This window comes from Citrobacter sp. Igbk 16 (assembly GCF_028069755.1).
Taxonomy (GTDB): domain Bacteria; phylum Pseudomonadota; class Gammaproteobacteria; order Enterobacterales; family Enterobacteriaceae; genus Citrobacter.
The window spans coordinates 40959-63654 of record NZ_JANEWJ010000017.1 but is presented as its reverse complement, the minus strand read 5'-3'; the positions used below and the strand labels follow the sequence as shown (position 1 = coordinate 63654).

20 protein-coding genes are annotated in these 22696 nt (G+C 51.5%); 6 read left to right on the top strand and 14 right to left on the bottom strand.

What is annotated here, in order from left to right; all coding sequences use genetic code 11:
- Positions 1–227 precede the first annotated feature (227 nt).
- The gene (mcbA, locus tag NNO03_RS13065) at positions 228–488 is read right to left on the bottom strand and encodes a DUF1471 family periplasmic protein McbA (protein ID WP_137384321.1); all 261 of its coding nucleotides are present in this window, start codon (positions 486–488) and stop codon (positions 228–230) included.
- Between the two features lie 200 nt (positions 489–688).
- Here mcbA and rlmF point away from each other — a divergent pair, with 200 nt between their 5' ends.
- Positions 689–1615, top strand: coding sequence for a 23S rRNA (adenine(1618)-N(6))-methyltransferase RlmF (rlmF, locus tag NNO03_RS13060; protein ID WP_115602333.1), 927 nt, complete (start codon positions 689–691; stop codon positions 1613–1615).
- On the opposite strand, the gene ybiO is transcribed toward rlmF, so the two are convergent.
- From ybiO to rhtA, 6 genes are all read right to left on the bottom strand, one after another.
- Entirely contained in the window at positions 1612–3849 is a 2238-nt protein-coding gene (gene ybiO / locus NNO03_RS13055) for a mechanosensitive channel protein (protein WP_271449712.1), read from the bottom strand. The genes rlmF and ybiO overlap by 4 nt on opposite strands.
- Before the next feature lie 120 nt (positions 3850–3969).
- On the bottom strand, positions 3970–4692 hold the full coding sequence (glnQ, locus tag NNO03_RS13050) for a glutamine ABC transporter ATP-binding protein GlnQ (RefSeq protein ID WP_271441272.1): 723 nt from the start codon (positions 4690–4692) through the stop codon (positions 3970–3972).
- Entirely contained in the window at positions 4689–5348 is a 660-nt protein-coding gene (gene glnP / locus NNO03_RS13045; RefSeq protein ID WP_005123684.1) for a glutamine ABC transporter permease GlnP, read from the bottom strand. The genes glnQ and glnP overlap by 4 nt, the downstream gene beginning before the upstream one ends.
- Before the next feature lie 133 nt (positions 5349–5481).
- Positions 5482–6228 carry a glutamine ABC transporter substrate-binding protein GlnH gene (glnH, locus tag NNO03_RS13040; RefSeq protein ID WP_271441273.1) on the bottom strand — a complete coding sequence of 249 codons (747 nt, stop codon included), beginning with the start codon at positions 6226–6228 and terminating at the stop codon, positions 5482–5484.
- A 364-nt stretch (positions 6229–6592) separates the two neighbouring features.
- The gene (gene dps / locus NNO03_RS13035; protein WP_005123679.1) at positions 6593–7096 is read right to left on the bottom strand and encodes a DNA starvation/stationary phase protection protein Dps; all 504 of its coding nucleotides are present in this window, start codon (positions 7094–7096) and stop codon (positions 6593–6595) included.
- A gap of 303 nt (positions 7097–7399) precedes the next feature.
- Complete coding sequence (gene rhtA / locus NNO03_RS13030; protein WP_271442741.1) at positions 7400–8287, bottom strand: threonine/homoserine exporter RhtA; 888 nt, start codon at positions 8285–8287, stop codon at positions 7400–7402.
- Between the two features lie 410 nt (positions 8288–8697).
- Between rhtA and ompX the strand changes: the two genes are divergently transcribed.
- The gene (ompX, locus tag NNO03_RS13025) at positions 8698–9213 is read left to right on the top strand and encodes an outer membrane protein OmpX (RefSeq protein WP_048212190.1); all 516 of its coding nucleotides are present in this window, start codon (positions 8698–8700) and stop codon (positions 9211–9213) included.
- Between the two features lie 154 nt (positions 9214–9367).
- Here the strand turns inward: ompX and NNO03_RS13020 are convergent, their stop codons facing one another.
- Positions 9368–10948, bottom strand: a complete 1581-nt coding sequence (locus tag NNO03_RS13020) for a phosphoethanolamine transferase (protein WP_271449738.1) — start codon at positions 10946–10948, stop codon at positions 9368–9370.
- Positions 10949–11223: 275 nt separating this feature from the next.
- Positions 11224–11352 carry a manganase accumulation protein MntS gene (gene mntS, locus NNO03_RS13015; protein ID WP_137384317.1) on the bottom strand — a complete coding sequence of 43 codons (129 nt, stop codon included), beginning with the start codon at positions 11350–11352 and terminating at the stop codon, positions 11224–11226.
- A 186-nt stretch (positions 11353–11538) separates the two neighbouring features.
- Between mntS and mntR the strand changes: the two genes are divergently transcribed.
- The gene (mntR, locus tag NNO03_RS13010; RefSeq protein ID WP_003831586.1) at positions 11539–12012 is read left to right on the top strand and encodes a manganese-binding transcriptional regulator MntR; all 474 of its coding nucleotides are present in this window, start codon (positions 11539–11541) and stop codon (positions 12010–12012) included.
- Positions 12009–13118, top strand: coding sequence for an anion transporter (locus tag NNO03_RS13005; protein WP_271449711.1), 1110 nt, complete (start codon positions 12009–12011; stop codon positions 13116–13118). Before mntR ends, NNO03_RS13005 begins: the two co-directional genes overlap by 4 nt.
- 64 nt (positions 13119–13182) lie before the next feature.
- On the opposite strand, the gene ldtB is transcribed toward NNO03_RS13005, so the two are convergent.
- Positions 13183–14103 carry a L,D-transpeptidase gene (gene ldtB / locus NNO03_RS13000; protein WP_126318723.1) on the bottom strand — a complete coding sequence of 307 codons (921 nt, stop codon included), beginning with the start codon at positions 14101–14103 and terminating at the stop codon, positions 13183–13185.
- A 229-nt stretch (positions 14104–14332) separates the two neighbouring features.
- Between ldtB and NNO03_RS12995 the strand changes: the two genes are divergently transcribed.
- Entirely contained in the window at positions 14333–15925 is a 1593-nt protein-coding gene (locus tag NNO03_RS12995; RefSeq protein ID WP_137384314.1) for an ABC-F family ATPase, read from the top strand.
- 83 nt (positions 15926–16008) lie between these two features.
- On the opposite strand, the gene NNO03_RS12990 is transcribed toward NNO03_RS12995, so the two are convergent.
- The 4 genes from NNO03_RS12990 to NNO03_RS12975 form a co-directional block, all read right to left on the bottom strand.
- The gene (locus NNO03_RS12990; RefSeq protein WP_271449710.1) at positions 16009–17271 is read right to left on the bottom strand and encodes a DUF1479 domain-containing protein; all 1263 of its coding nucleotides are present in this window, start codon (positions 17269–17271) and stop codon (positions 16009–16011) included.
- 148 nt (positions 17272–17419) lie between these two features.
- The gene (locus tag NNO03_RS12985; protein WP_271449709.1) at positions 17420–18235 is read right to left on the bottom strand and encodes a Cof-type HAD-IIB family hydrolase; all 816 of its coding nucleotides are present in this window, start codon (positions 18233–18235) and stop codon (positions 17420–17422) included.
- Between the two features lie 310 nt (positions 18236–18545).
- On the bottom strand, positions 18546–20978 hold the full coding sequence (locus NNO03_RS12980; protein ID WP_271449708.1) for a formate C-acetyltransferase/glycerol dehydratase family glycyl radical enzyme: 2433 nt from the start codon (positions 20976–20978) through the stop codon (positions 18546–18548).
- A 5-nt stretch (positions 20979–20983) separates the two neighbouring features.
- Positions 20984–21883, bottom strand: a complete 900-nt coding sequence (locus NNO03_RS12975) for a glycyl-radical enzyme activating protein (protein WP_271449707.1) — start codon at positions 21881–21883, stop codon at positions 20984–20986.
- Positions 21884–22015: 132 nt separating this feature from the next.
- On the opposite strand from NNO03_RS12975, the gene fsa reads away from it, so the two are divergent.
- The gene (gene fsa, locus NNO03_RS12970) at positions 22016–22678 is read left to right on the top strand and encodes a fructose-6-phosphate aldolase (RefSeq protein WP_271449706.1); all 663 of its coding nucleotides are present in this window, start codon (positions 22016–22018) and stop codon (positions 22676–22678) included.
- The last annotated feature ends 18 nt before the right edge of the window (positions 22679–22696 follow it).

The following is a 22696-nucleotide window of genomic DNA, read 5'->3' as shown; positions in this document are numbered from 1 at the left end:
CGTTATACCCTGCAGGTCTCGCCTGAATGAAATGCGTAATTGATAATAATTTTGATAAGCATTATCAATAAGTGCGACGTTTTAGCATTCATTACTTCAAAAATAAATACATTTATTTACATTGAATTCAAAATTCCAATATTGTGGTTACAATTCGGGCGGAAGCTTTCAGGAAGGAGAGAACAGCAAACTGCATTCAGGGTGAATGCAGTTGAGCTGAGGGAGAGTTACTTATAGATAGTTGCTGTACCGTACATTTGATTTTTACCGCCAGCGGAATTAACCACAAAGCCTTTCGCGCCTTGCTCTTTCGCTTTTTCTGCCAGCTTACCTTCGAGGTCATCCAGGCTTGATGCTCCGCTCACGGAAATCGTACCGGAGGCTTGTAGTGGACCGGTGGCAGGACTGGTATTGGGCTGTGCAGCAAAAGTCGCAAATGTCATGCCGGTAAGTACGGTAGCGGCAAGGAATGTGAGGCATTTCTTCATGATGATATCCTCTGAGAAACAACAGATCGTGCCTGATAAGTTTAGGTCGTCATTGCAGGGCATTTGCCGCAAAAAATCGACCAACAACAGGCTGTTTTTTGAACGATGTAATTCGCATAAAAAATGAAATTTCCCTGCTGTGTATGTTTACCCCGTGGCGTTATGCGGGTATCTTACGCCGCTGTTAAAAGGAGAATGCTATGCCCCCCCAGAAACCGGGATTACATCCACGCAACCGCCACAATGGCCGTTATGATCTTGCGACGTTATGCCAGGTTACCCCCGAGCTGACGCAATTTCTCACCCTCACGCCAGGCGGCGAGCAGAGTGTTGATTTTGCGAATCCGCAGGCAGTGAAGGCGCTCAATAAAGCACTGTTGGCGCATTATTATGCGGTGGCAAACTGGGATATCCCGGAAGGTTTCCTGTGCCCGCCGGTTCCGGGTCGTGCGGACTACATTCACCATCTGGCCGACCTGTTGGGTGAAACCACCGGAACCATCCCTGCAAATGCCAGCGTGCTGGATGTTGGGGTAGGGGCGAACTGCATTTATCCACTGATCGGCGTGCATGAATACGGCTGGCGTTTTACCGGCAGCGAAACCAGTAGCGAAGCGTTTAGCAGCGCTCAGGCAATCATCAATGGCAACCCCGGCTTAACCCGGGCGATTCGTCTGCGTCGTCAGAAAGATGCTTCGGCTATCTTCAACGGCATTATTCACAAGAATGAGCAGTACGAAGCCACGTTGTGTAATCCGCCATTCCATGATTCTGCTGCCTCTGCCCGTGCCGGAAGCGAGCGCAAACGCCGCAATCTCGGGCAAGACAAAGATGATGCGTTGAACTTTGGCGGCCAGCAGCAGGAACTGTGGTGCGAAGGGGGTGAAGTGGCGTTCATCAAGAAAATGATCGCAGAAAGCCAGGCCTTTGGTCGTCAGGTGATGTGGTTCACCACTCTGGTATCGCGGGGTGAGAATCTGCCTCCGTTGTACCATGCGTTAACCGATGCTGGCGCGGTGAAAGTGGTTAAAAAAGAGATGGCCCAGGGGCAAAAGCAGAGTCGCTTTATAGCCTGGACCTTTATGGATAACGATCAGCGTCGTCGTTTTATGGCGCGTCAACGCTAAATCGTGGGCTCGCTCGGCGGCAGCGGTTCTGCTGCCGTTGATTGTGGGCCTGACATCGGTGCAGGCAGTACCTGATAGGTCTGTACCGGGGCGCGCACGTTGGCCAGATCGAAGTGTTTTTTCACCTCGCTGTCGAGCGCAAAACGCACCGTCCACTGCTTTAGCGGCAGGGTGGTAAACGAGACCCGTAAGGTGAATGCCGTATTGGTCAAACCGACAATCCCGGCAAACGACGGCTCGCCAATGATAAGCCCACGAATATCATCCTTTTCCATCACCGCAGCGACTGCATCCTTCAGCGCCTGATTGGCTTTATCTGCATCTTCATGGCGGTCGACGTCGTAATTTGCGACGACCGATCCGATCCCACGCACGAAGTTGGCGAAGGTTGTTATCGAGGACCACGGGATGATGTGGTATGCCCCTGTGTCCTGGCGTACGCCAACAGAGCGGATCGACATGCGTTCGACCGTGCCGGTTAACGGGCCGATAGTGACCAGATCGCCGGTATTCATGCCGTTTTCAAACTGGATAAATATCCCAGTAATAATATCCTTCACCAGTGTCTGTGATCCGAAAGAGATCGCCAGCCCCAGCGCGCCGGCCCCGGCCAGTAATGGGGCGATATTGACGCCAATCTCTGACAACACAATCATGATCGTGATGGTACTGATGATCACTGCCAGCGCGTTGCGAAATAGCGTCAACAGCGTACGAGTCCGCGCACTGGGCAGCGGACGACCGTGAATATCTGAAGCCAGGCGGTTTTCAATCAGGCTGGCAAGGATCGTCCAGCCGATAGCAGAGAAGAAGAGAATCAGTGCGATGCGGATCAGAATATCGACCGTTTTTTCGCCCGCGCCGTAATGCAGCCAGTTCCAGAAGTCGAACAGTCCCCAGGCGTTGAGTAGCAACATAACGGCGACACACACAGTCAGGATCCTGGCCACGCTTAACGCCGTTGACAGCCAGCCATTTAGTCGCTTCTGTAATTCCGGATAGCTGCGCTGCGTGTGCGGCGACAAGGTAATGGTTTTGGCAATCCAGCGGGATAGCATGCCGGATACAAAGGCGGCGATCCCGATGATCACCAGGCTGCGTAACGTTGCGCCCATCATGAATTTCAGACTATTGCCCGGATCAAATAGTGAGAAGAAGAACAACACAATGAAATAGGCGCTGGCCAGCCAATGCCAGACCAGCGCAAAAGCACGGATAAACAGACTAAAGAAGGCTAAAGAGCGTTCAGCAAGATTCTGTAAGTGCTGGGTTATCTCATTCTTGTTTCTGAAAATCAGGTACAGCGCCCACAGCGTGATGCACAGCATGATGATGACGTTAGCCATTGCGCCGACCTGTACGTTGACCTGATTCGAAATAATGGGGACCGCCACAATAAGCCCGTAACCAATCAGACTGCTTAATGAACTCAGACGCCGGTTCCAGTATCGTGCGCCTGCATCCTGAATGTTAAATGGTCGCAGCTCTGTCACTGCCGGGCAAAAAATCAGGCGCAAAATGGCCTTAAAAAATTCAATCAGTGCAAAGGCATTGAGAAACAAGCTTTGCTGGAATGCAATCGTGCGGCTACCGGCATTCATTCGGTCGCTCAATATCTGCCCGACAAACAAGGTGAGCGCCAGCAGCAGTAAATCGATAATGAACGCGCCAATGATCATGGCGGGAAGCTGTACCCAATTACTGCGCTCGCGGTTTTTCCGTCGCGCCCATTGCCCCATTTTGCGATACAGCGGAAGTGCACAAAGCCGTATCAGCCAGTAAAAGCCAAAAACAGATGCCGCCAGCATAAGGAAATGGGTCAGGGCATTCGTGAACGTTTGCAGATTAAAGGTTTTATGGGGGGCGTCAGTGATGTTGCGATACAGCTGGGCAAAACGGCTTGAGAGAGCCTCGCCATAATGACGGCTGATATCCGTGACATTCTCCAGCACCGTTTTTTCTTCCGTTAACGTTGGCGGGACAATGGTGGGTACCGGTTCGGGTGGTGGCGTGGTCGCCACTTTACGCAATTGACCGATCAGCTCCTGGCGTGAGGTCTCATTTTCCAGCACATCCGCCAGTGCGCCATAGGCCGCCTTTTTTTGTTCAATATCGGGTTCTGTCGTGGGCTCAGCTTGCGGACTGGTTGAGTCTGAGGAGGGAACGCCGGGTATCGTCACCGCGTGAGTCGGCATGCTCAGAAGACAAAAGAAGATGAACAGGAACCAGCGCATCACTCCTCCCATGAGAAAATAAATTCAAAAGGATAAGTATAGATGTCAGGGCGGGAGAGGATTGAAATGAGAGGATTCTGGTGAAAAACCTCCCTTCCGGCTGAAGGGAGGTATCAGGCATCAGGAAACGTGCTGTAAAAATTCCTGCAAACGCTGGCTGGGTGGATTTTCAATCAGGGCTTGCGGATTACCATCTTCGGCAATACGTCCTTTATCGATGAAAATCAGGCGTGAGGCCACTTTTTCGGCGAAGCCAATTTCGTGAGTCACAATCACCATGGTCATTCCTTCTTCTGCCAGGTCCTGCATGACTTTCAGAACCTCATGACGCAGTTCCGGGTCCAGCGCTGAGGTTGGCTCGTCAAACAGCATCATTTTCGGTTTCACCGCCAGCGCACGGGCAATGGCAACACGCTGCTGCTGACCGCCGGAAAGCTCAGAAGGGTAGTGGTGGGCACGCTCGGCCAGACCGACTTTTGCCAGCAGCTCTTTGGCCAGTTTTTCAGCCTGTTCTTTTTTCGCCCCGCGTACGCGTAGCGGGCCAAACATGACGTTTTCCAGCGCAGTCAGATGGGGGAACAGATAGAACTGCTGAAACACCATCCCGGCTTCCTGGCGGATTAACCGTTCATCGACCTTGGGATCGTTGACTTTCAGACCATCAACAATCAGGTCACCGGAGGTAATTTCTTCCAGCTTGTTAATGCAACGCAGCAGTGTAGATTTACCGGAGCCAGATGGCCCGATAATCACCACAACTTCACCTTGTTTAATATTCAGATCGATGTTGTGTAGCACCTGGGTTGGACCAAAGTGCTTAGAAACGTTTTTAAATTCAATCACAGGATTTTCATCCTTCTTTCCAGACGACGCAGAATGAAGCTCAGCACCAGCGTAATGATCAGGTAGAACACCGCAACGGCGCTCCAGATTTCCAGTGCGCGGAAGTTACCAGCAATGATTTCCTGACCCTGACGCGTCAGTTCCGCGACGCCAATGACGATAAACAGCGAGGTATCTTTGATGCTGATGATCCACTGGTTGCCCAGCGGTGGCAGCATACGACGCAGCGCAAGAGGTAAAATAACGTGGCGGATGGTCTCCGTGCGTGAAAGCCCAAGCGCCAGGCCAGCCTCGCTGAATCCTTTATGGATTGAGAGTACCGCACCGCGCGTGATTTCTGCGATATAGGCACCGGAGTTAATCATGATGGTGACAACAGCGGCACTGAAGGGGTCAATACGTAAATCGTTAAACGCCATTGGCAGGGCGAAGTAGATAAACATGACCTGTACAACGATTGGCGTACCGCGGATGACTTCGATAAAGACCAGCGCTACGTGGTTGGCTATCCAACCGCCGAAGGTACGCGCAAAACCTGCTGCAAGCCCGATAATCAGACCGCCGGCCAGACCGAGGATTGAAATCCACAGGGTCATTTTGGCGCCTTCTATCAAAAGCGGGATGGCGGGCCAGATGGCACTCCAGTCAAACTGCATATGTCGTTCCTGTTACCGTGGTGAAAATAGTCAAATGCCCGTTTTACCGGATGTACTTATCCGGCCTACAGGTCTCAAAAATGCTGGCGTAGACCCGGTAAGCATTACGCTGCCGGGGCTACGCTGTAGATTATTATTTAGGTTCAGTACCGAACCATTTTTTGTAGATTTCGTTGTAAGTGCCGTTCTCTTTCAGCGTTTTCAGCGCGCCGTTCACTTTATCACGCAGTGCATCGCTGCCTTTCGGGAAGGCGATACCGTACTGCTGCGCTTCCAGGGAATCACCTACAGCTTTGAACTGACCGTTGCCGGCAGTTTTGATGAAGTACAGAATGTTTGGTGTATCGTGCAGTACAGCGTCTGCGCGGTTGGTACCCAGTTCCATATACGCGTTATCAATGTTCGGGAACTGACGCAGGTCTTTGGTTTTGATGTTCGCTTTTGCGTAATCCACTGAGCCGGTACCGCTTTTCACTGCGACGACTTTACCGTCCAGATCTTTTACGCTTTTCACATCGTTATTGTTCGCTTTGACCATCACTAACAGGCCGCTTTTGTAGTAGCCGTCAGAGAAGTCGATGGCTTTTTTACGCTCTTCGGTAATGGTGATACCTGCCAGCGCCAAATCGACGTTTTTAGTTTGCAAAGCCGGGATGATGCCACTGAAATCCATAGGTTTCAGTTCATAATCCAGTTTTAATTCTTTGGCGACGGCAGCCCACAGATCCACATCAAAACCAACGTATTTGTCGCCCTGTTTGAATTCAAAGGGAACAAAGGCGGTGTCGGTTGCGACAACGAGTTTCTTATCTGCGGCATGGGAGGACACCGCAAAAGCCAGGGTAAGTGCAGCCAGTGAAACTTTTAATACAGACTTCATAGGATTTCCTTTTATATCCACGGGGCGATCCCCTGCGAGAACATATGGCTTAATGAAAAAATCGTGCCAATTTTGCAACTCATTGTTTTAAAAAGAGGGTGTCTCATTTTGTTGCACAATAAGTAGGGCAAAGCGGGCTGGTTGCACCGTTTCAGGGCACCCATTTGGTGCGTGACGGGCGTGGTGCAAACGGTATGACTATTTAGCGTAAAAATTGTTGATAAAACAATCTTTCGTTAACGATTGTGTGAAGTGATTATTACAAATAATTTACTTTGGGGTGACGAATGATCAATGTCATGCACCATAGAAGTGCAAAACCCCCGCAAATGCGAGGGTAATATAGGTGTTTCTTATAGGTCTGTTATTCGATGTTCGCTTCGATAAACCACAAGAATTTGTCGAGGTCGCGGGAAGCTGCAGTGAAGATATCTGCTGTATCCTCGTCTTTTGCTTCGCTTATCGCTTTACGTACGCTGTTAGCAACCACGGCATAACGTTCGGCCAGCTCTTTTAAGTGGTCCTGTACGTTATGGATATCCAGTGGGTAGCTTTTCAGTGGCGTTTTGCTGTTAATAACCTGAGTTGTCCCCAGTGCAACACCGCCTAACTGTACGGCACGCTCAGCCATGGTATCAAGGTGATCGGTCAGTGCAGTCCGGAAACCATCCAGCATTTCATGTACGGCAATAAAGTTTGCGCCGCGCATATTCCAGTGTGCCTGTTTGGTGATCAGTGACAGGTCGATGAATTGGATCACCTGCTGATTCAGCAGTTCAACGGTCGCTTTTTTATCGCTGTCTGTTACATCGTTGCGGGTATAAAGGAGGGCAGATGCTTTTGTTTTTACCAGTTTTGCGGTACTCATAATTTCATATCCTCTTGATGTTTACGTCCCAAATCTTCAACGAGGATAAGTATAGCGCTAATTTCAGTTTTATTTTTCCGGTGTTACCTATCACTTTAATAGTGAGGCGAATGAAAATATAAAATATGATTATAAATCAATATGATAAGTTATTTTGGTGCAATGGAATGTTATTATTGTGTTAATGCTATGCCTCAGCATAAATAGCGTGCTTCAACGGGGAAGTAAAGGGCGATAATAATAGTGGGGATATATAACAAGATATTCTGCATGATTATGCAAACCATGCAGAATATTGGCAGGTTAATTCACGTCAACTTGCTTAATTTGCGGGTCTTTGCGGATGGTGAGCGTAGAGCCCATTGACGCAGCAATAATCGCGCCCAGAGCCAGCGTCTGGACAAGCGTCAGCGTTTCACCGAGGAAAATCATCCCAGACACCGCCGCCAGTGCGGGCTCCATACTCATCAGTGTCCCAAAGGTACGTGTAGGCAGTCGCGTTAATGCGATCATTTCCAGCGAATAGGGAAGCGCAGTTGAGAGGACCGCTACCGCTAAGCCCAACGGGAGAATAGACCAGTGCCACAGCGCATCACCTGCCTGAATGACGCCAATCGGCACAAAAACCAGCGCTGCGATTAATGAACCTACTGCGACCGTTGCCGGACCATGTTCTGCGCCTGCGCGTTGCCCGGTAAGAATATAGATAGCCCAGCAGGCACCAGCCCCCAATGCCAGCGCGGCACCGGTTAAATCAACGTGAGAAACGTCCTGGCCTAACGGCAGCAGGAACCAAAGTCCGAGTACGGCCAGCGCAACCCAAATAAAATCTACCGGGCGTCGGGAGGAAAATAACGCCACTGCAAGCGGGCCGGTAAACTCCAGTGCTACGGCAATACCTAGCGGTACAGTCTGAATTGACAGGTAAAAGAGATAGTTCATCCCACCCAGAGACAAACCATAAAACAGCAGGGGAAGACGTTGCTCTTTGGCAAAACGTAAACGCCAGGGTTTAAAGAATGCAATAAGGATGAGCGTTCCCAGAGCGAGGCGCAGGGCAGTAACGCCTGGCGCACCGACGAGAGGGAACAGCGATTTCGCCAGCGATGCGCCGCTTTGAATAGAGGACATAGCTATCAGCAAAACCAAAATAGGCAACCAGACTGGCGCTTTACGTGACGACCCCGGCATCCTTTCTCCTGTCAAATGATGGTTACACACCTTCCCCACAGGACGCCGCAGATTTGCTGCGATGCGCGTGAGTTTGTGTATAGAAAAGTAAAACAGCGAGTGTAATGGAAATACGCTCGGCTGGTTGAGTATTCGTTGAAAAAAAAATTACTGAGATCCGTACAATGGCATGAAAACGATGGATTAATAATCTGCGCGATTAGGAATCATCTGGATGAATGTGCCGTGTTGTGCGCGCAATAATGGCATAAATCATTAGAAAAGTGATGTTAATTGAAAGAGATAGCGGGTTTCTGAAATGTTCTGTTACATGAAAAGCTCCGTTAGACATCGCGAATCGCAAAGAGTTTCCCATCAGTTTTTGGTATATTTAAAACTTAAGATTTACTTGAAGCACATTTGAGGTGGTTATGAAAAAAATTGCATGTCTTTCAGCACTGGCCGCTGTTCTGGCTTTCTCCGCAGGTACCGCTGTAGCTGCTACTTCTACCGTTACTGGTGGTTACGCTCAGAGCGATGCTCAGGGCGCAGCGAACAAAATGAACGGTTTCAACCTGAAGTATCGTTATGAGCAGGACAACAGCCCGCTGGGCGTGATCGGTTCCTTCACTTACACTGAAAAAGATCGTACCGACTCGTTTGGCGATTACAACAAAACCCAATACTACGGCATCACTGCAGGTCCGGCTTACCGTCTGAATGACTGGGCAAGCGTATACGGTGTTGTGGGTGTTGGCTACGGTAAATTCCAGGATGCAGCAACGCCTGCTGACAAACACGACACCAGCGACTACGGTTTCTCTTACGGTGCCGGTGTGCAGTTCAACCCGATCGAAAACGTTGCTCTGGACTTCTCTTACGAGCAGAGCCGTATTCGTAGCGTTGACGTAGGTACCTGGATCGCGGGTGTTGGTTACCGCTTCTAATCACTTCGGTGATATAAAAAATCCGCCTTCTGGGGCGGATTTTTTTTGCCTGTAATACAGGATGGCGTGTCGTTGCAGGCCTGATAAGCGCAGCGCATCAGACATTATTTCGTGCCGGATGGCGGCTAAATGCCTTATCCGGCCTGGTAGGAGACTATTTGGTCTCGAAGATATCAGTGCCCAAATGGTTGTAGTCCACCTTCTGCAATTTAAAGTTGGTGATATACACTGGCCCGGCTTTTTTCTCAGAGATAAAGCGGTAGCTGTTGGTAATTTCCTTCGCGCTGATCCCCGTCCACTGAGAGAAAAAACTCAGGAAATCATTCGCCGAGCGGCGGGCTTTAATCACCCGATGCGCTTTGTCATCGCTGGACAGTACCATAAAGGGCACCTGGAAGTTCTGCTGGAACTGGTCGTCATGGGCAAGGTACTGCACCTCTTTTCCACGCTCTTTAAAGGCGAGGCCATGATCGGAGAAATAGACCATGGAGAAGCTACTGCCGCTGTTACGCAACTGCTCGTAAAGCTGGCGCAGCAGATCGTCGGTTTGCGTCATGGTGTACAGATAACAGGAGGTCTCTTTCGACTGGACGAACGTGTCATATTTCCCTTGAGTACGATCGCAGGCCTGCGGGTGAGAACCCATTAAATGCAGCACAATCAGTTGCGGCTGGGTGCGTTCGGTAGCCAGCACCTGAGCGGTCATTTTCAACAAGGCTTCATCACGGGTGTTTTTATCGGCTTCGAAGTCACCGTTTTTCAGGAAGTGCACTTCGTCGGCCCGTTTCGCGATACTGGCTATTGCCGTATCGTATTCACCGATCTGCCCCTGATTGGAAAACCACCACGTCTGGAACCCCGCGCGGTTGGCCAGCGTGACAAAGTTATCCTGGAACTGAGGCTTATTATCGACGACCCGGTTTAGCGTTAAGCCGAGCGATTTTTGCGTGGAGCCGCTGGCAGCAATGTAATCAGTAAAAATGTAGCCATTAACGGTGCTGGAAAACGGCGTGTTATCCCAGTGACCGCCAAACGCGCCTAACGCATCGCGTCGGGCACTTTCACCGATGACCACAACATAGGTGTGATATTTCGGCTTCACTCCGGTGACTGTCCAGCTGTCTTTCACGCTCGACAGCTTTGCCATGCGCTCTTGCTCGTCGAGCACTTCGTTATTGTTGACGATAACGTCCTTGGCAAAGCGGAAAACCGGGTAACCGGTATCTTTTAACTTGAAAACGCCGCCCCATGCCAGGTTTTGTACCGGAGTAACAAAGAATGCAACGATGCTAAACAGCAAACACAGGCTGTCGTACTTGTTCCAGCGACGTTTCTGCTCGTCTTTTTTACGCCGTACGGCGATAACGCCGAGCGCAAAAATAAACACGCCAACCAGGTAATTGTACCAGGGGAAGATGGTCAGGATTTCGGTCGACTCTTCCATGTTAGTCGAGTGCAGCGCCAACAACGTATTGAAGTTTGGCGAGCCGTAAGCCTGGCCGAATGGGAAATACATCGCTGCAATCAGTGAACAGATGCCAATCAGCGTTTTTTGCGCGCGCGGCGCAGTACGCCACAACAGCATCAATACACAGGTAAAGGCAACGCTATAAAGAAGGCTTAGTGGGTAGCCCAGCGCGAGGTTGATCAGCAGAGACTGTAAAAAATAAAAGCCAGTCCACGGACTAATAGCCCGGCTACGAGCAATAAGTGAATCTTTGAGGGTTAAATTCATATGCCACTGTTGCAAAAACGCCATGTGCTACCCCTGGCGCAAAGGGTCATGCCTGCCTGAGAGAGCGAGAAGAGGGAATGGGTCCGCATCCGCGAGCCGCAATATATGCAGGGCTGCGAAAAGATAGAGTGTGTGCATGAGAAGGTCAACTACTACAAAGAAATTGTTTTGAGAGGGCAACAGCAAAACAGACAAAAAGAAGGGTTATTTGGACGAAACCGATCACCGTAATCAGGTTACGACAAAAAAATGAAGCGGCGTACCGCGACGCCGCATTATTTTGCTGAGGGTTTATCCTGCTCTGGTTTGCCGTTAATCATGTCACACAGCATTGAGATCAGCATCAACCGTACTTTAAAGGGAGAGTGGCTAAACACGCGTATACACCTCTTAAATTCATTCATATAAACCTCCTGACTTCACGATCCCATCAGTCCTTGAGGGATGTCTTTATTATATACAGATATAGCACAGGCTATATTATATAGCTATTGCTAAAACGTTAATTTTTTGTGCCCGCGCAACTCTGGTTTACAATGAGCGTTCTCTAATCAGATGCTGTTAACGCGTCACAGGAACGAGGAAGCAGAATGAGTCGTCGCGCAGGTATGCCAACAACAAAAAAAGTGACGCAATTGGTGAATGTCGAAGAACACGTTGAAGGATTTCGTCAGGTCCGCGAGGCACATCGCCGTGAGCTGATTGATGACTACGTAGAGCTGATTTCCGATCTCATTATCGAGGTGGGGGAGGCGCGTCAGGTGGATATGGCTGCTCGTCTTGGGGTTTCCCAACCGACGGTTGCCAAAATGCTTAAGCGCCTGGCCTCCGTTGGGTTGATTGAAATGATTCCCTGGCGTGGGGTGTTTTTAACCGCCGAAGGTGAGCGTCTGGCGCAGGAGAGCCGGGAACGCCATCAGATTGTGGAAAACTTCCTGCTGATGTTAGGTATCAGTCCGGAGATTGCCCGTCGCGATGCGGAGGGAATGGAGCATCATGTCAGTAAGGAAACGCTGGAGGCTTTTAGTCGGTTTACGCAACAGCAAGGAACAGGCTCTGAATGAGTTTTCCTTTTCTTCGCGCCTTACAGCGCGATCGTTTTTTCCAGCTGTTAATCCTCATCGGGGTTGTTCTGAGCCTGTTTGTGCCATTTACACCCCGCACTTGGCCTGGGGCAATTGACTGGCACACAATTATTACACTAAGCGGCCTGATGCTGCTAACCAAAGGCGTGGAGCTAAGCGGTTACTTTGATGTATTAGGGCGCAAGATGACCCGCCGCTTCCACACGGAGCGTCAGCTAGCGATATTTATGGTGCTGGCGGCGGCGCTGCTGTCGACCTTTCTGACCAACGATGTCGCCTTATTTATTGTGGTTCCTCTCACCATTACCCTGAAAAAACTGTGCGCCATCCCGGTAAACCGCCTCATTATTTTTGAGGCGCTGGCGGTGAACGCCGGTTCTCTGCTGACACCGATAGGTAACCCGCAGAACATTCTGATGTGGGGGCGCTCTGGCCTGTCATTTACTGCGTTTACCTGGCAAATGGCACCGCTTGCTGGCACCATGATGCTGACGTTGGTGGTGCTGTGCTGGTTCAGTTTCCCACATAAAACGCTGCACTATCATAGCGGTACGCGCGCACCTGACTGGCAGCCTCGGTTGGTGTGGAGCTGCCTGGCGCTGTATATCGTCTTCCTGATGGCACTGGAGCTCAAGCTTGAGCTGTGGGGCCTGGCGATTGTGGCGACTGGATTCATGATATTGGCTCGTCGTGTGATTGCCAGCGTGGACTGGACGTTGCTGCTGGTGTTTATGGCGATGTTTATTGATGTGCATTTGCTAACGCAGTTACCAGCGTTACATGGAGTAACGAGTCAGATTGGCACGCTTTCAGCACCGGAGCTCTGGTTGACGGCAATCGGCTTATCGCAGTTTATCAGTAACGTTCCCAGCACTATTTTGTTGCTCAACTATGTTCCACCGACGCTATTGTTGGCCTGGGCGGTTAATATCGGCGGGTTCGGCCTGTTGCCGGGGTCGCTGGCGAATCTGATTGCTTTACGCATGGCGAATGACCGACGTATCTGGTGGCGTTTTCATCTGTATTCGGTGCCGATGCTGATATGGGCGGCGCTGGTGGGGTATGGTTTGTTGTTATTACTGTGAAAGCGGCATTGAGGCAATAAAAAAGGCGGATGATTCATCCGCCTTTTTCGTTTCAGGTATGTGCTTAGTTCAGACGAACCGGCATACCTGAGCGGTTCTGTACCGCCTGCTCAACGACGGCCTGATCGACGTCAGACTGACCGGTGATGCTGGTAATGCTCTTGTTCAGCGTAATCGGTACGATTTCGCCGCCTTCGAACTGCGCTTCAGTGGTAGACAGTGGGTTATGTACCTCAATGTAACGGCTACCGTCTGGTTCAGTGGTGGCTTTCACTGGCTCATCAATAAACTGGACGCGCGTACCGACCGGCACGTTTTCAAACAGGAATTTGATGTCATCGTTACGCAGACGCACGCAGCCATGGCTGACGCGTAAGCCGACGCCGAAGTTAGCGTTGGTACCGTGGATAGCATACAGACGGCCGATATACAGCGCGTACAGACCCATCGGGTTATCCGGACCTGCCGGAACAACGGCTGGCAGCGGTTCGCCCGCTGCACGGTATTCCGCATGCATTTTAGCGGTTGGCGTCCAGGTTGGGCCCGCTTTCTTACGTTCAACTTTGGTGGTCCAGTTGATAGGGGTGTCTTTACCTAACTGGCCGATACCGATTGGCAGAACGATGACGGTGTTGGTACCTTTCGGGTAGTAGTACAGACGCATTTCGGCGCTGTTAATCACAATACCTTCATGCACGGTATCCGGCAGGATCAGCTGCTGAGGAATGTTCAGTACGGTGCCGCCTTTTGGCAGGAAGGTATCCACGCCCGGGTTAGCTTCCAGCATGTTGGACAGACCCATCTGGTACTCTGCCGCATAGTATTCCAGCGGCTGGGTGTTGCCTTCAGGAATGGTGATAACCTGGTTTTGGCCAATTAAACGACTACCATCGGTAGGCAGCGGGTACGTGACGGCTGAAGCAGTGTTACAAAAACCAACTACCGCGAGCGCCGCCGCGAAAAGCGTTGTCAATTTCATATTCATTTTTGCGAGATTCTGAAGCCAAGCAGGCTAGTGGGTTGAGATTTATGTAGTGTTGGGCACGCATTATATGTGCATTCTGAGCAACAAGGAATTCGGATGTGTACTAAATCACACTTTTTTCCTTTTGCTTTCACTTTCTCTGTGCAGCATGAACGGCGCGATCTTATTGCAGACTTATGGCATAATAAGCGGTTTGTCACATATTTCTTTCTCTTTTCAGGATACGCCAGTGTTAGTTTCCAGCAACGTCACTATGCAGTTCGGCAGTAAGCCGCTGTTTGAAAATATTTCCGTCAAATTTGGCGGCGGCAATCGTTACGGCCTGATTGGCGCGAACGGTAGCGGTAAATCCACATTTATGAAAATTCTCGGCGGCGACCTCGAACCGACGCTGGGTAACGTTTCACTCGATCCGAACGAGCGCATCGGTAAGCTGCGTCAGGATCAGTTCGCCTTTGAAGAGTTCACTGTTCTTGACACCGTTATTATGGGTCACGCTGAACTGTGGGAAGTGAAGCAGGAACGCGACCGTATCTACGGCCTGGCCGAGATGAGCGAAGAAGATGGCTATAAAGTGGCTGACCTCGAAGTTCAGTATGGTGAAATGGACGGCTACTCTGCGGAAGCCCGTGCGGGTGAACTGCTGCTGGGCGTCGGTATTCCGGTAGAACAGCATTACGGCCCGATGAGCGAAGTCGCACCCGGCTGGAAACTGCGTGTCCTTCTGGCACAGGCGCTGTTCTCTAACCCGGACATTCTGCTGCTCGACGAACCAACGAACAACCTGGATATCGACACTATCCGCTGGCTGGAGCAGACGCTGAACGAGCGTGACAGCACCATGATCATCATTTCGCACGACCGTCACTTCCTGAACATGGTCTGTACGCATATGGCGGATCTGGACTACGGCGAACTGCGCGTTTATCCGGGCAACTACGACGAATACATGACGGCGGCGACTCAGGCTCGTGAGCGTCTGCTGGCTGATAACGCCAAGAAAAAAGCGCAGATTGCCGATCTGCAATCCTTCGTCAGCCGCTTTAGCGCCAACGCATCTAAATCTCGACAGGCGACCTCGCGTGCGCGTCAGATCGATAAGATTAAGCTCGACGAAGTGAAAGCCTCCAGCCGTCAGAACCCGTTCATCCGCTTCGAACAGGATAAGAAACTGTTCCGTAACGCGCTGGAAGTGGAAGCCCTGACTAAAGGATTCGAGGAAGGCCCGCTGTTTAAAAACTTTAATCTGCTGCTGGAAGTGGGAGAGAAGGTTGCCATCATTGGTGCCAACGGCGTGGGTAAATCCACCATGCTGAAAACGTTGGTTGGCGATTTGCAGCCGGACAACGGTACCGTTAAGTGGTCTGAAAACGCCCAGGTCGGTTACTACGCGCAGGATCATGAATACGAGTTCGAAAACGATCTGACCGTTTTCGAATGGATGAGCCAGTGGAAACAGGAAGGCGATGATGAGCAGGTTGTCCGCAGCTTCCTCGGTCGTCTGCTGTTCAGCCAGGATGACATCAAGAAGCCTGCCAAGGTGCTCTCCGGTGGTGAAAAAGGGCGTATGTTGTTCGGTAAGCTGATGATGCAGAAACCGAATATCCTGGTTATGGATGAACCAACCAACCACCTGGATATGGAATCAATCGAATCGCTGAACATGGCACTGGAAATGTACCAGGGTACGCTGATCTTCGTTTCTCACGACCGTGAGTTCGTCAGTTCGCTGGCAACCCGCGTGATTGAAATTACGCCGGAACGCGTGATCGACTTCACCGGGAACTACGAAGATTATCTGCGGACTAAAGGCGTCGAATAACGTTTCCGTCTTTATGCGCGTTACAGGTGTGTTGGCTGCACCTGTAACGCGAAATACTTAGGGGGAATTGGGGTTATTACAAATTAGATAATCCCCAGCGCGCGCTTACCGTGGATATTCAGATCCTCCAGTGTAAAGCGGCCTTCCCAGTTCGTTTCATAATCCTCACGCGGAAAATCACCCGGTGATGTGCCTTTTTCCAGGGCCGTCTTCACTTTATGGGCGTAGGCCAGATTCTTCTCACACATCGGTGCGGCAGGGATGTACATCACATTACCCCAGCCCTGTTGATTTTCTACCGGCGCAACGGCGTGAATGACATCACAATGCCACCACACTGAATCTCCGGCCTCCAGTTGTGGAATGCTGGTTAACGCCTCCATCAGTAGTGGGTGCCACTGTTCTGACACCGGCAATACTCTGCCTGGCGCGACGCCACACAGTTCATCATCCGGGACATCGTCCAGCAGGGGACGCAACAGCACATAAGCCATCGCTTCCGGAATAGGAACAACATGCAGTAGCCCCTGGCCTGGCAGCATATCGGACAGTGCAGTCCAACCCTGGAAAGTCCGAAACACTGAGCACTTCGTGGTGTTATCTACCGTGTACTCTTCAACATCGGTGCGATGTGCAGCATGCCACGGATCGTACTCTGCCAGCTTGCCGTTAAAGACATTGGCGAAAACACGCTGATAAGCCGGAAGCAGCCAGCGCTCCAGTGCTCCGGAGTCGGTGTGTGCGCCCAGCCCTTTTGAGGTGGTTCCTGGCGGGCGGCGGCGAATACGGTCAGGATAAATGACGCTGACATCCGGGTTAAACCACTGCTTACCGTCACTTTCAAACGTCCATAAGCGATTGAGAAAGGACTGTGCATTCGCCATCTCCTCACTCTGACGGGCCTGCATTTGCGCCTGTGACCAGTAGATCGGATAGATCTCTGGACGCGATGCGCTCAGGGTACCGAAGAAATTATCTCCTGGTCCCTTATAGCGTTCATCAAAGTGATTGCGATCCAGATAGTCCAGCATCGATTGATCCCAGCCCAAAGCCTGTTCGCGAGGGAAATGGCCTTTAATAACAGCACAACCGCGACGCTTAATGTCTTCACGCTGCTCTGCACTCACGCGACCTGCTTTGATATCGGCATATGACAACACCGGCCAGACCGCGAAACCTTGCGCTTTAAGGTCGTTGATTTCCGCCACACGGCTGGCGATGCCCTCACTAAGTTGATTGAAAATCAACTGGACGTCCCCGAGCTGCGCCCGCAGCTGTTGCTTCATCTGACGGATTGCCGCTTTGTGGTCGGCGGGCAATGTGTTGCTGGTAAAAGTAAAAGCCATAACCACCTCGCATAACTTTCATTTGAAACTTATTTAACTTACAAATGCAATATAAGTTAAAAATAAGTTAATGCAAGTTTAAAAACTTGATGGCGTGCACGGAATGCAAAAACGGTGAGAACCGGAGCAGGTACTCCGGTCGGCAGGATCAGACGTTGAAAGGGGAGGTGTTATCCAGCACGGCCTGAATCACGTTCAGTGCACCTTGATGGTTATTATCGTCGGTCTGATAGCGGGCAATAAATTTGATGTTCTCGGCTGCATTAGCCATGGCGAAAGAGTAGTGCGCCATTTTCAACATTTCCGCATCGTTGCCACTGTCGCCGATGGCGACGACGTTTTGTGGTGACAGGTTCCAGCGTTTTAGCAGGCGGCTGATACCGTTGGCTTTATGTAAACCTGGAATAATCAGATCGATAAACCCGAAGCCGCTGGTGACGGGCTTCATAATGCCATCCAGCGCAGCATGCAGGTGATCGATAACCAATGGGATTTGTTGGTCCGGTAAATTTAGCGAGAACTTGAACAGCACATCGTCGATATCCTGATAATCCTTTACGGGCTTCAGGCGATGGTAGTGTTTTGACATCAACGCCACAAAGGACTCCGGCGCATTTTCGCTAACGTAAGCGCTTTGCAGCCCACAAGCCACAAAGTTGAGCTGTTTATCTTTTAGCAGTTCACCAATGACAATACGGGACTCGTGGCGGGTTAGCTCGCCGTGAAACAGCTGTTTACCATGTTCAAACACCAATGCACCGTTCTCGGCGACAAAAGAGATCTCATCTTTGAGTTCCGGGAAAAAAGAGATGAGCTGGTAATACTGGTTGCCGCTGGCCACGACAAATTCAATGTTGCGTTTTTTCAGTTCCTGATACTGCGCCATAAATCGTACGCGATCGTACTTTTTGGCATCATCGAGAAACGTTCCGTCCATATCTGTGACGATAACGTTGATGGTCATACTGGCTCCTGGCTCATTACTGCGACCAGAAATATTCTAATAACAATGTGACCTGAAGCACAAATTTAATTTCGAATGAAAGTTTCACGGTCGTCTTCAACGTCACTGGTGCGTGAAAGACGGTGGTTCGTGCTGTCGTTGTAAGCCGGATAAGCGTCAGCGCATCCGGCAATGGGGAGGGTAGTGTGCCGGATGGCGGCGTGAACGCCTTATCCGGCCTACGAGAACGTGACTTGCACTCCGGATATCGGCGTGCTCAGGATTACGTGCCGGATGACGGTGTGGACTCTCACCCGGCCAGCAATATTGTTTAGAGCATATGTTCAGTTCGCGCGATGATATCGTCCTGCGCATCCGGAGACAGCGCAGTGAAGAAAGCGGAATAGCCTGCGACACGAACGACCAGGTCACGGTACTGATCCGGGTGTTTTTTCGCGTCCAGCAACGTTTCACGAGACACGATGTTGTACTGAATATGCCAGCCTTTGTGCTCTTCAAAGAAAGTCCGCAGCAGGAAAATCAGCTTCTGTTTATCAGACTCATTTTCCAGCGTGGCCGGATTCAGCTTCTGATTGAGCAGTACGCCGCCGAGAATCGAACCCGTGGGCAGTTTACCTACCGAGCCAATGACCGCCGTTGGGCCGAGGTGGTCAGTACCGGAAGCCGGGCTTGCACCCTCCGCCAGCGGCGTATGTGCTTTACGTCCATCCGGTGTTGCCATGGTTGCCGCGCCAAAGGGTACGTTTGCGGAGATGGAAGAGGTCCCGGCATAGTAGTTACCGCCAACCGGGCCGCGGCCGTAGCGCGGATTATGATACTGCTTAAGTTCGTCGATGTAAGTCTGATAAGCGCGAGCCAGCAGCGTATCAACAGTGTCGTCGTCGTTACCGTACTTTGGTGCACCGTTGATTAAACGCTGGCGCAACTGCTCGTGGGTCAGACCGTCAAAATCGTCGGCCAGTGCGGCCGCCAGTTGCTGCTGACCGATTGTTCCTTGTTCAAAGACCAGTTTCTTCACTGCAGCCAGACTGTTGCCGAGGTTGGCGATCCCGACCTGTAATCCGGATACCCAGTCATATTTTGCGCCACCTTGCTTAATGCTTTTCGCGCGCTCAATACAATCGTCTACCAGTGCGGAACACAGAATGTCATGCACGTTCTCTTCCAGCATGGTGTCGACGACATACTCAATTTCGATGGATTTACGCGTGTAGTAGCGGATCTGCGTATCCCATGCTTCCATTACTTCGTCGAAATTGTTGAAGTTACCAGCCGAGAGCGCTTTTTCCTGTGGCAGGAACACCTTGCCGCTGGTGGCATCGCGACCACCTTCCAGCGCCGCCAGCATAACGCGGGCAAAGTTAATAAAGCTCATGCCCGTGCAGCGGTAGCCCCATTTGCCTCCCACGGCGGTTTCGATACAACCGATGGCCGCATAGTCATAGGCGTCCTCGGGTTCAATGCCGAGTTTGATAAATTCCGGGATAACGATTTCATCGTTGTTAAAGGCTGGCATGCCAAAGCCGCAGCGGATCACCTGCACGCAGGCGTCCAGGAAGTCATTACTCATCCCTGCGTGATAACGCACGCTCAGGTTTGGCTGCGTAGAACGCAGGCGGCCGCAGGACTCCAGAATGGCGTAGGAAAGTGGATTGACGGCATCCACCGCCTGACCATTGACCAGATTCTGACCACCAATGGTGACGTTCTGATACAACGGGCTGCCCGCCGAGGCTTTCGAGTGAGAGCCGGAGCGGATTTTGTTCACTTCCAGCAGCTTCAACCAGCAGCTGTGCAGCAGCTCAATGGCGTGCTCGCGGTCGAGGCTCTGGTTCAGCTCAACGTCGCGACGGTAGTACGGATAGAGATATTGGTCCATTCGGCCAAACGATACTGAGTGACCATTGGACTCAATCTGCAGGATCAACTGAATGAAGTAGCACAGTTGCAGCGCCTGCCAGAAGGTTTTTGGCGGTTCGTGGGCGATCACCTCGCAGTTTTCCGCTATTGCCAGCAGCTCATTGCGACGGTGGGTACGGGCTTCTGTTGAAGCCATCTTACGTGCCAGGTTGGCAAAGCGGGTAATGTGCAGGCTGACGGCCTCCAGCACAATATCAATTGCTTTCAGGAACTGTTCGCCATGGAGATCTTCAAGGCGGGTCAGATTGATGCGGGAACGGCGCTCATCAACTTTGTGGCGCAGGCCATCAATCCCTTTTTCCAGTAGCAGCGGGAAGTTCACCGCCAGGTGCGCATCCCCGGAGGTCATATTGCCCTCGGCTTTGATAATGCCGGTTTCCAGCAGCCCTTTTTGCTCGTCGGTAAACATCCCGTAGCAGCGATCCTGAACGGTCTGACCCCGCCACCACGGACACACTTCGTGTAATACGCGTTTATTCTCCTCGCTTACCGCGAAGCCTGCGCCCGGTCTGTCGGCGAGGTCGTCGATCTCTTTTTCGATCCACGACACGGTATATTCCGGGAAGATGGGGGCGGCGCGCACTTCGCTTGCCTGGTTGCCGATGATCAACTCGTCATGTTTGATCCAGATAGTGCGCTCCGCCAGGTGATGAGCCAGTGCCAGCGCACGACGTACCGGGATGGGTTTATCCAGATGCTGTTGGTACATCTCGGTATAGTGCTGGGCGCGCTCGGTACAAACCGGCGGCTTCACGATGTGGATCAGTGCTGTTTTATGCGCGTTGATGCGGTCGCTGAGTGTGTCCAGTTTCAGAGTCGTCATGGCAGTTATCCTCGTAGGGTCGCGGTTAAACCTTTAAGGCTGGCGTACTGCTGGGCAAATTCGAGCAGTGCAGGCGCATCAAGCGGTTTTTCCGGGGCGTTGTAGGGTTGATTGAGTAAGAGGTATTTGTTGATGCCCAACGTGTGATAGGGCAAAAAATGGATCTCATCGACGTGCAGTTCGTCGGCAGCAAAATCGGTAATAGCCTGAATATCGGCTGCGTTGGCATTGAATCCCTGAATCAGCGGTACGCGGATAATCATTTTTTTACCCGCGGCGGCCAGTTTTTTCAGATTTTCCAGCACGCGTGCGGCACGCCCATCGGTCCACTGTTTAAACGGGGCGTCAGCCACATGTTTTAAATCAGCAAGAAACAGATCGATATGGGGTAATGAAGGCGCAATATATTTCCATGGGACATGCAGACAGGTTTCGACCGCCGTATGAATACCTGCATCATGGCTGGCTTTGAGCAACGCTGCCGCCAGCTCTGGCTGCATAAACGGTTCGCCGCCGGACAGGGTGATTCCACCGCCGCTGCGATCGTAAAACGGTTTATCACGCAGGACGGTTGTCATAATGTCTTCCACGCTTTTTATCTCTCCGCAGACGGTCAGCGCCTGAGTCGGACAGCAGTCGGTCAGCGCAGTGAGAGCGTCATCGGTCAGTTTTTCACGGTGAATAAGCAGGCCATTCAGCGCACGTTCAACCACTTCCGGTGCAGCCTGCGCACACAGATCGCAACCCTCGAGGCACAAACGCGCGTCATAGAGCAGATCCTGCGTGCGGGCGCGGCTTTCCGGATTCTGGCACCAGCGGCAGCCCAGGGAGCATCCTTTAAGAAACACCACGGTACGAATACCGGGGCCATCGTGAGTGGAATAGCGCTGAATATTAAAAATCATAAGCGGCCTCTTTTCTTTCGTATAAAGATTAAATTACTTTCGAATGAAAGTTATATTGACGTGCGTCAACTAACCGTGAGGTTTCGCCGTGCTACCTTTTATTCATGCTAATTATTCGTTTGAGGAAAGGTTATGGAACTCTATTTGGATACGTCTGATGTGGCCGCAGTAAAGGCCCTGGCGCGTATTTTTCCGCTGGCGGGGGTGACAACCAACCCGAGCATTGTGGCGGCAGGTAAGCAGACGCTGGACGTGCTCCTGCCGCAATTGCAGGAAGCGATGGGAGGGCAAGGGCGTTTGTTTGCTCAGGTAATGGCGACGACAGCGGAAGGTATGGTCAGCGATGCGCGTAAACTGCGGGCAATCATCGCGGATATCGTGGTCAAAGTGCCGGTCACTGCAGAAGGTCTGGCGGCGATTAAGTTGCTGAAGGAAGAGGGTATCCCGACATTGGGGACGGCGGTATACGGTGCGGCACAGGGGTTGTTAGCCGCGCTGGCTGGCGCAGAGTATATTGCACCCTATGTTAATCGCGTGGATGCACAGGGGGGAGACGGCATTCAGACGGTGAACGCCCTGCAGCGCTTACTGAAAATGCATGCTACGCACGCCAAAGTACTGGCCGCCAGTTTTAAAACCCCACGCCAGGCGCTGGACTGCCTGCTGGCGGGCTGTGAAGCTATTACGCTGCCGCTGGATGTTGCACAGCAGTTGATTAGCTCCCCGGCTGTTGATGCTGCCGTGGCGAAGTTTGAACACGACTGGCAGAGCGCGTTTGGGCGGACGTCGATCTGATGCTGTTGCCGGGTGGCG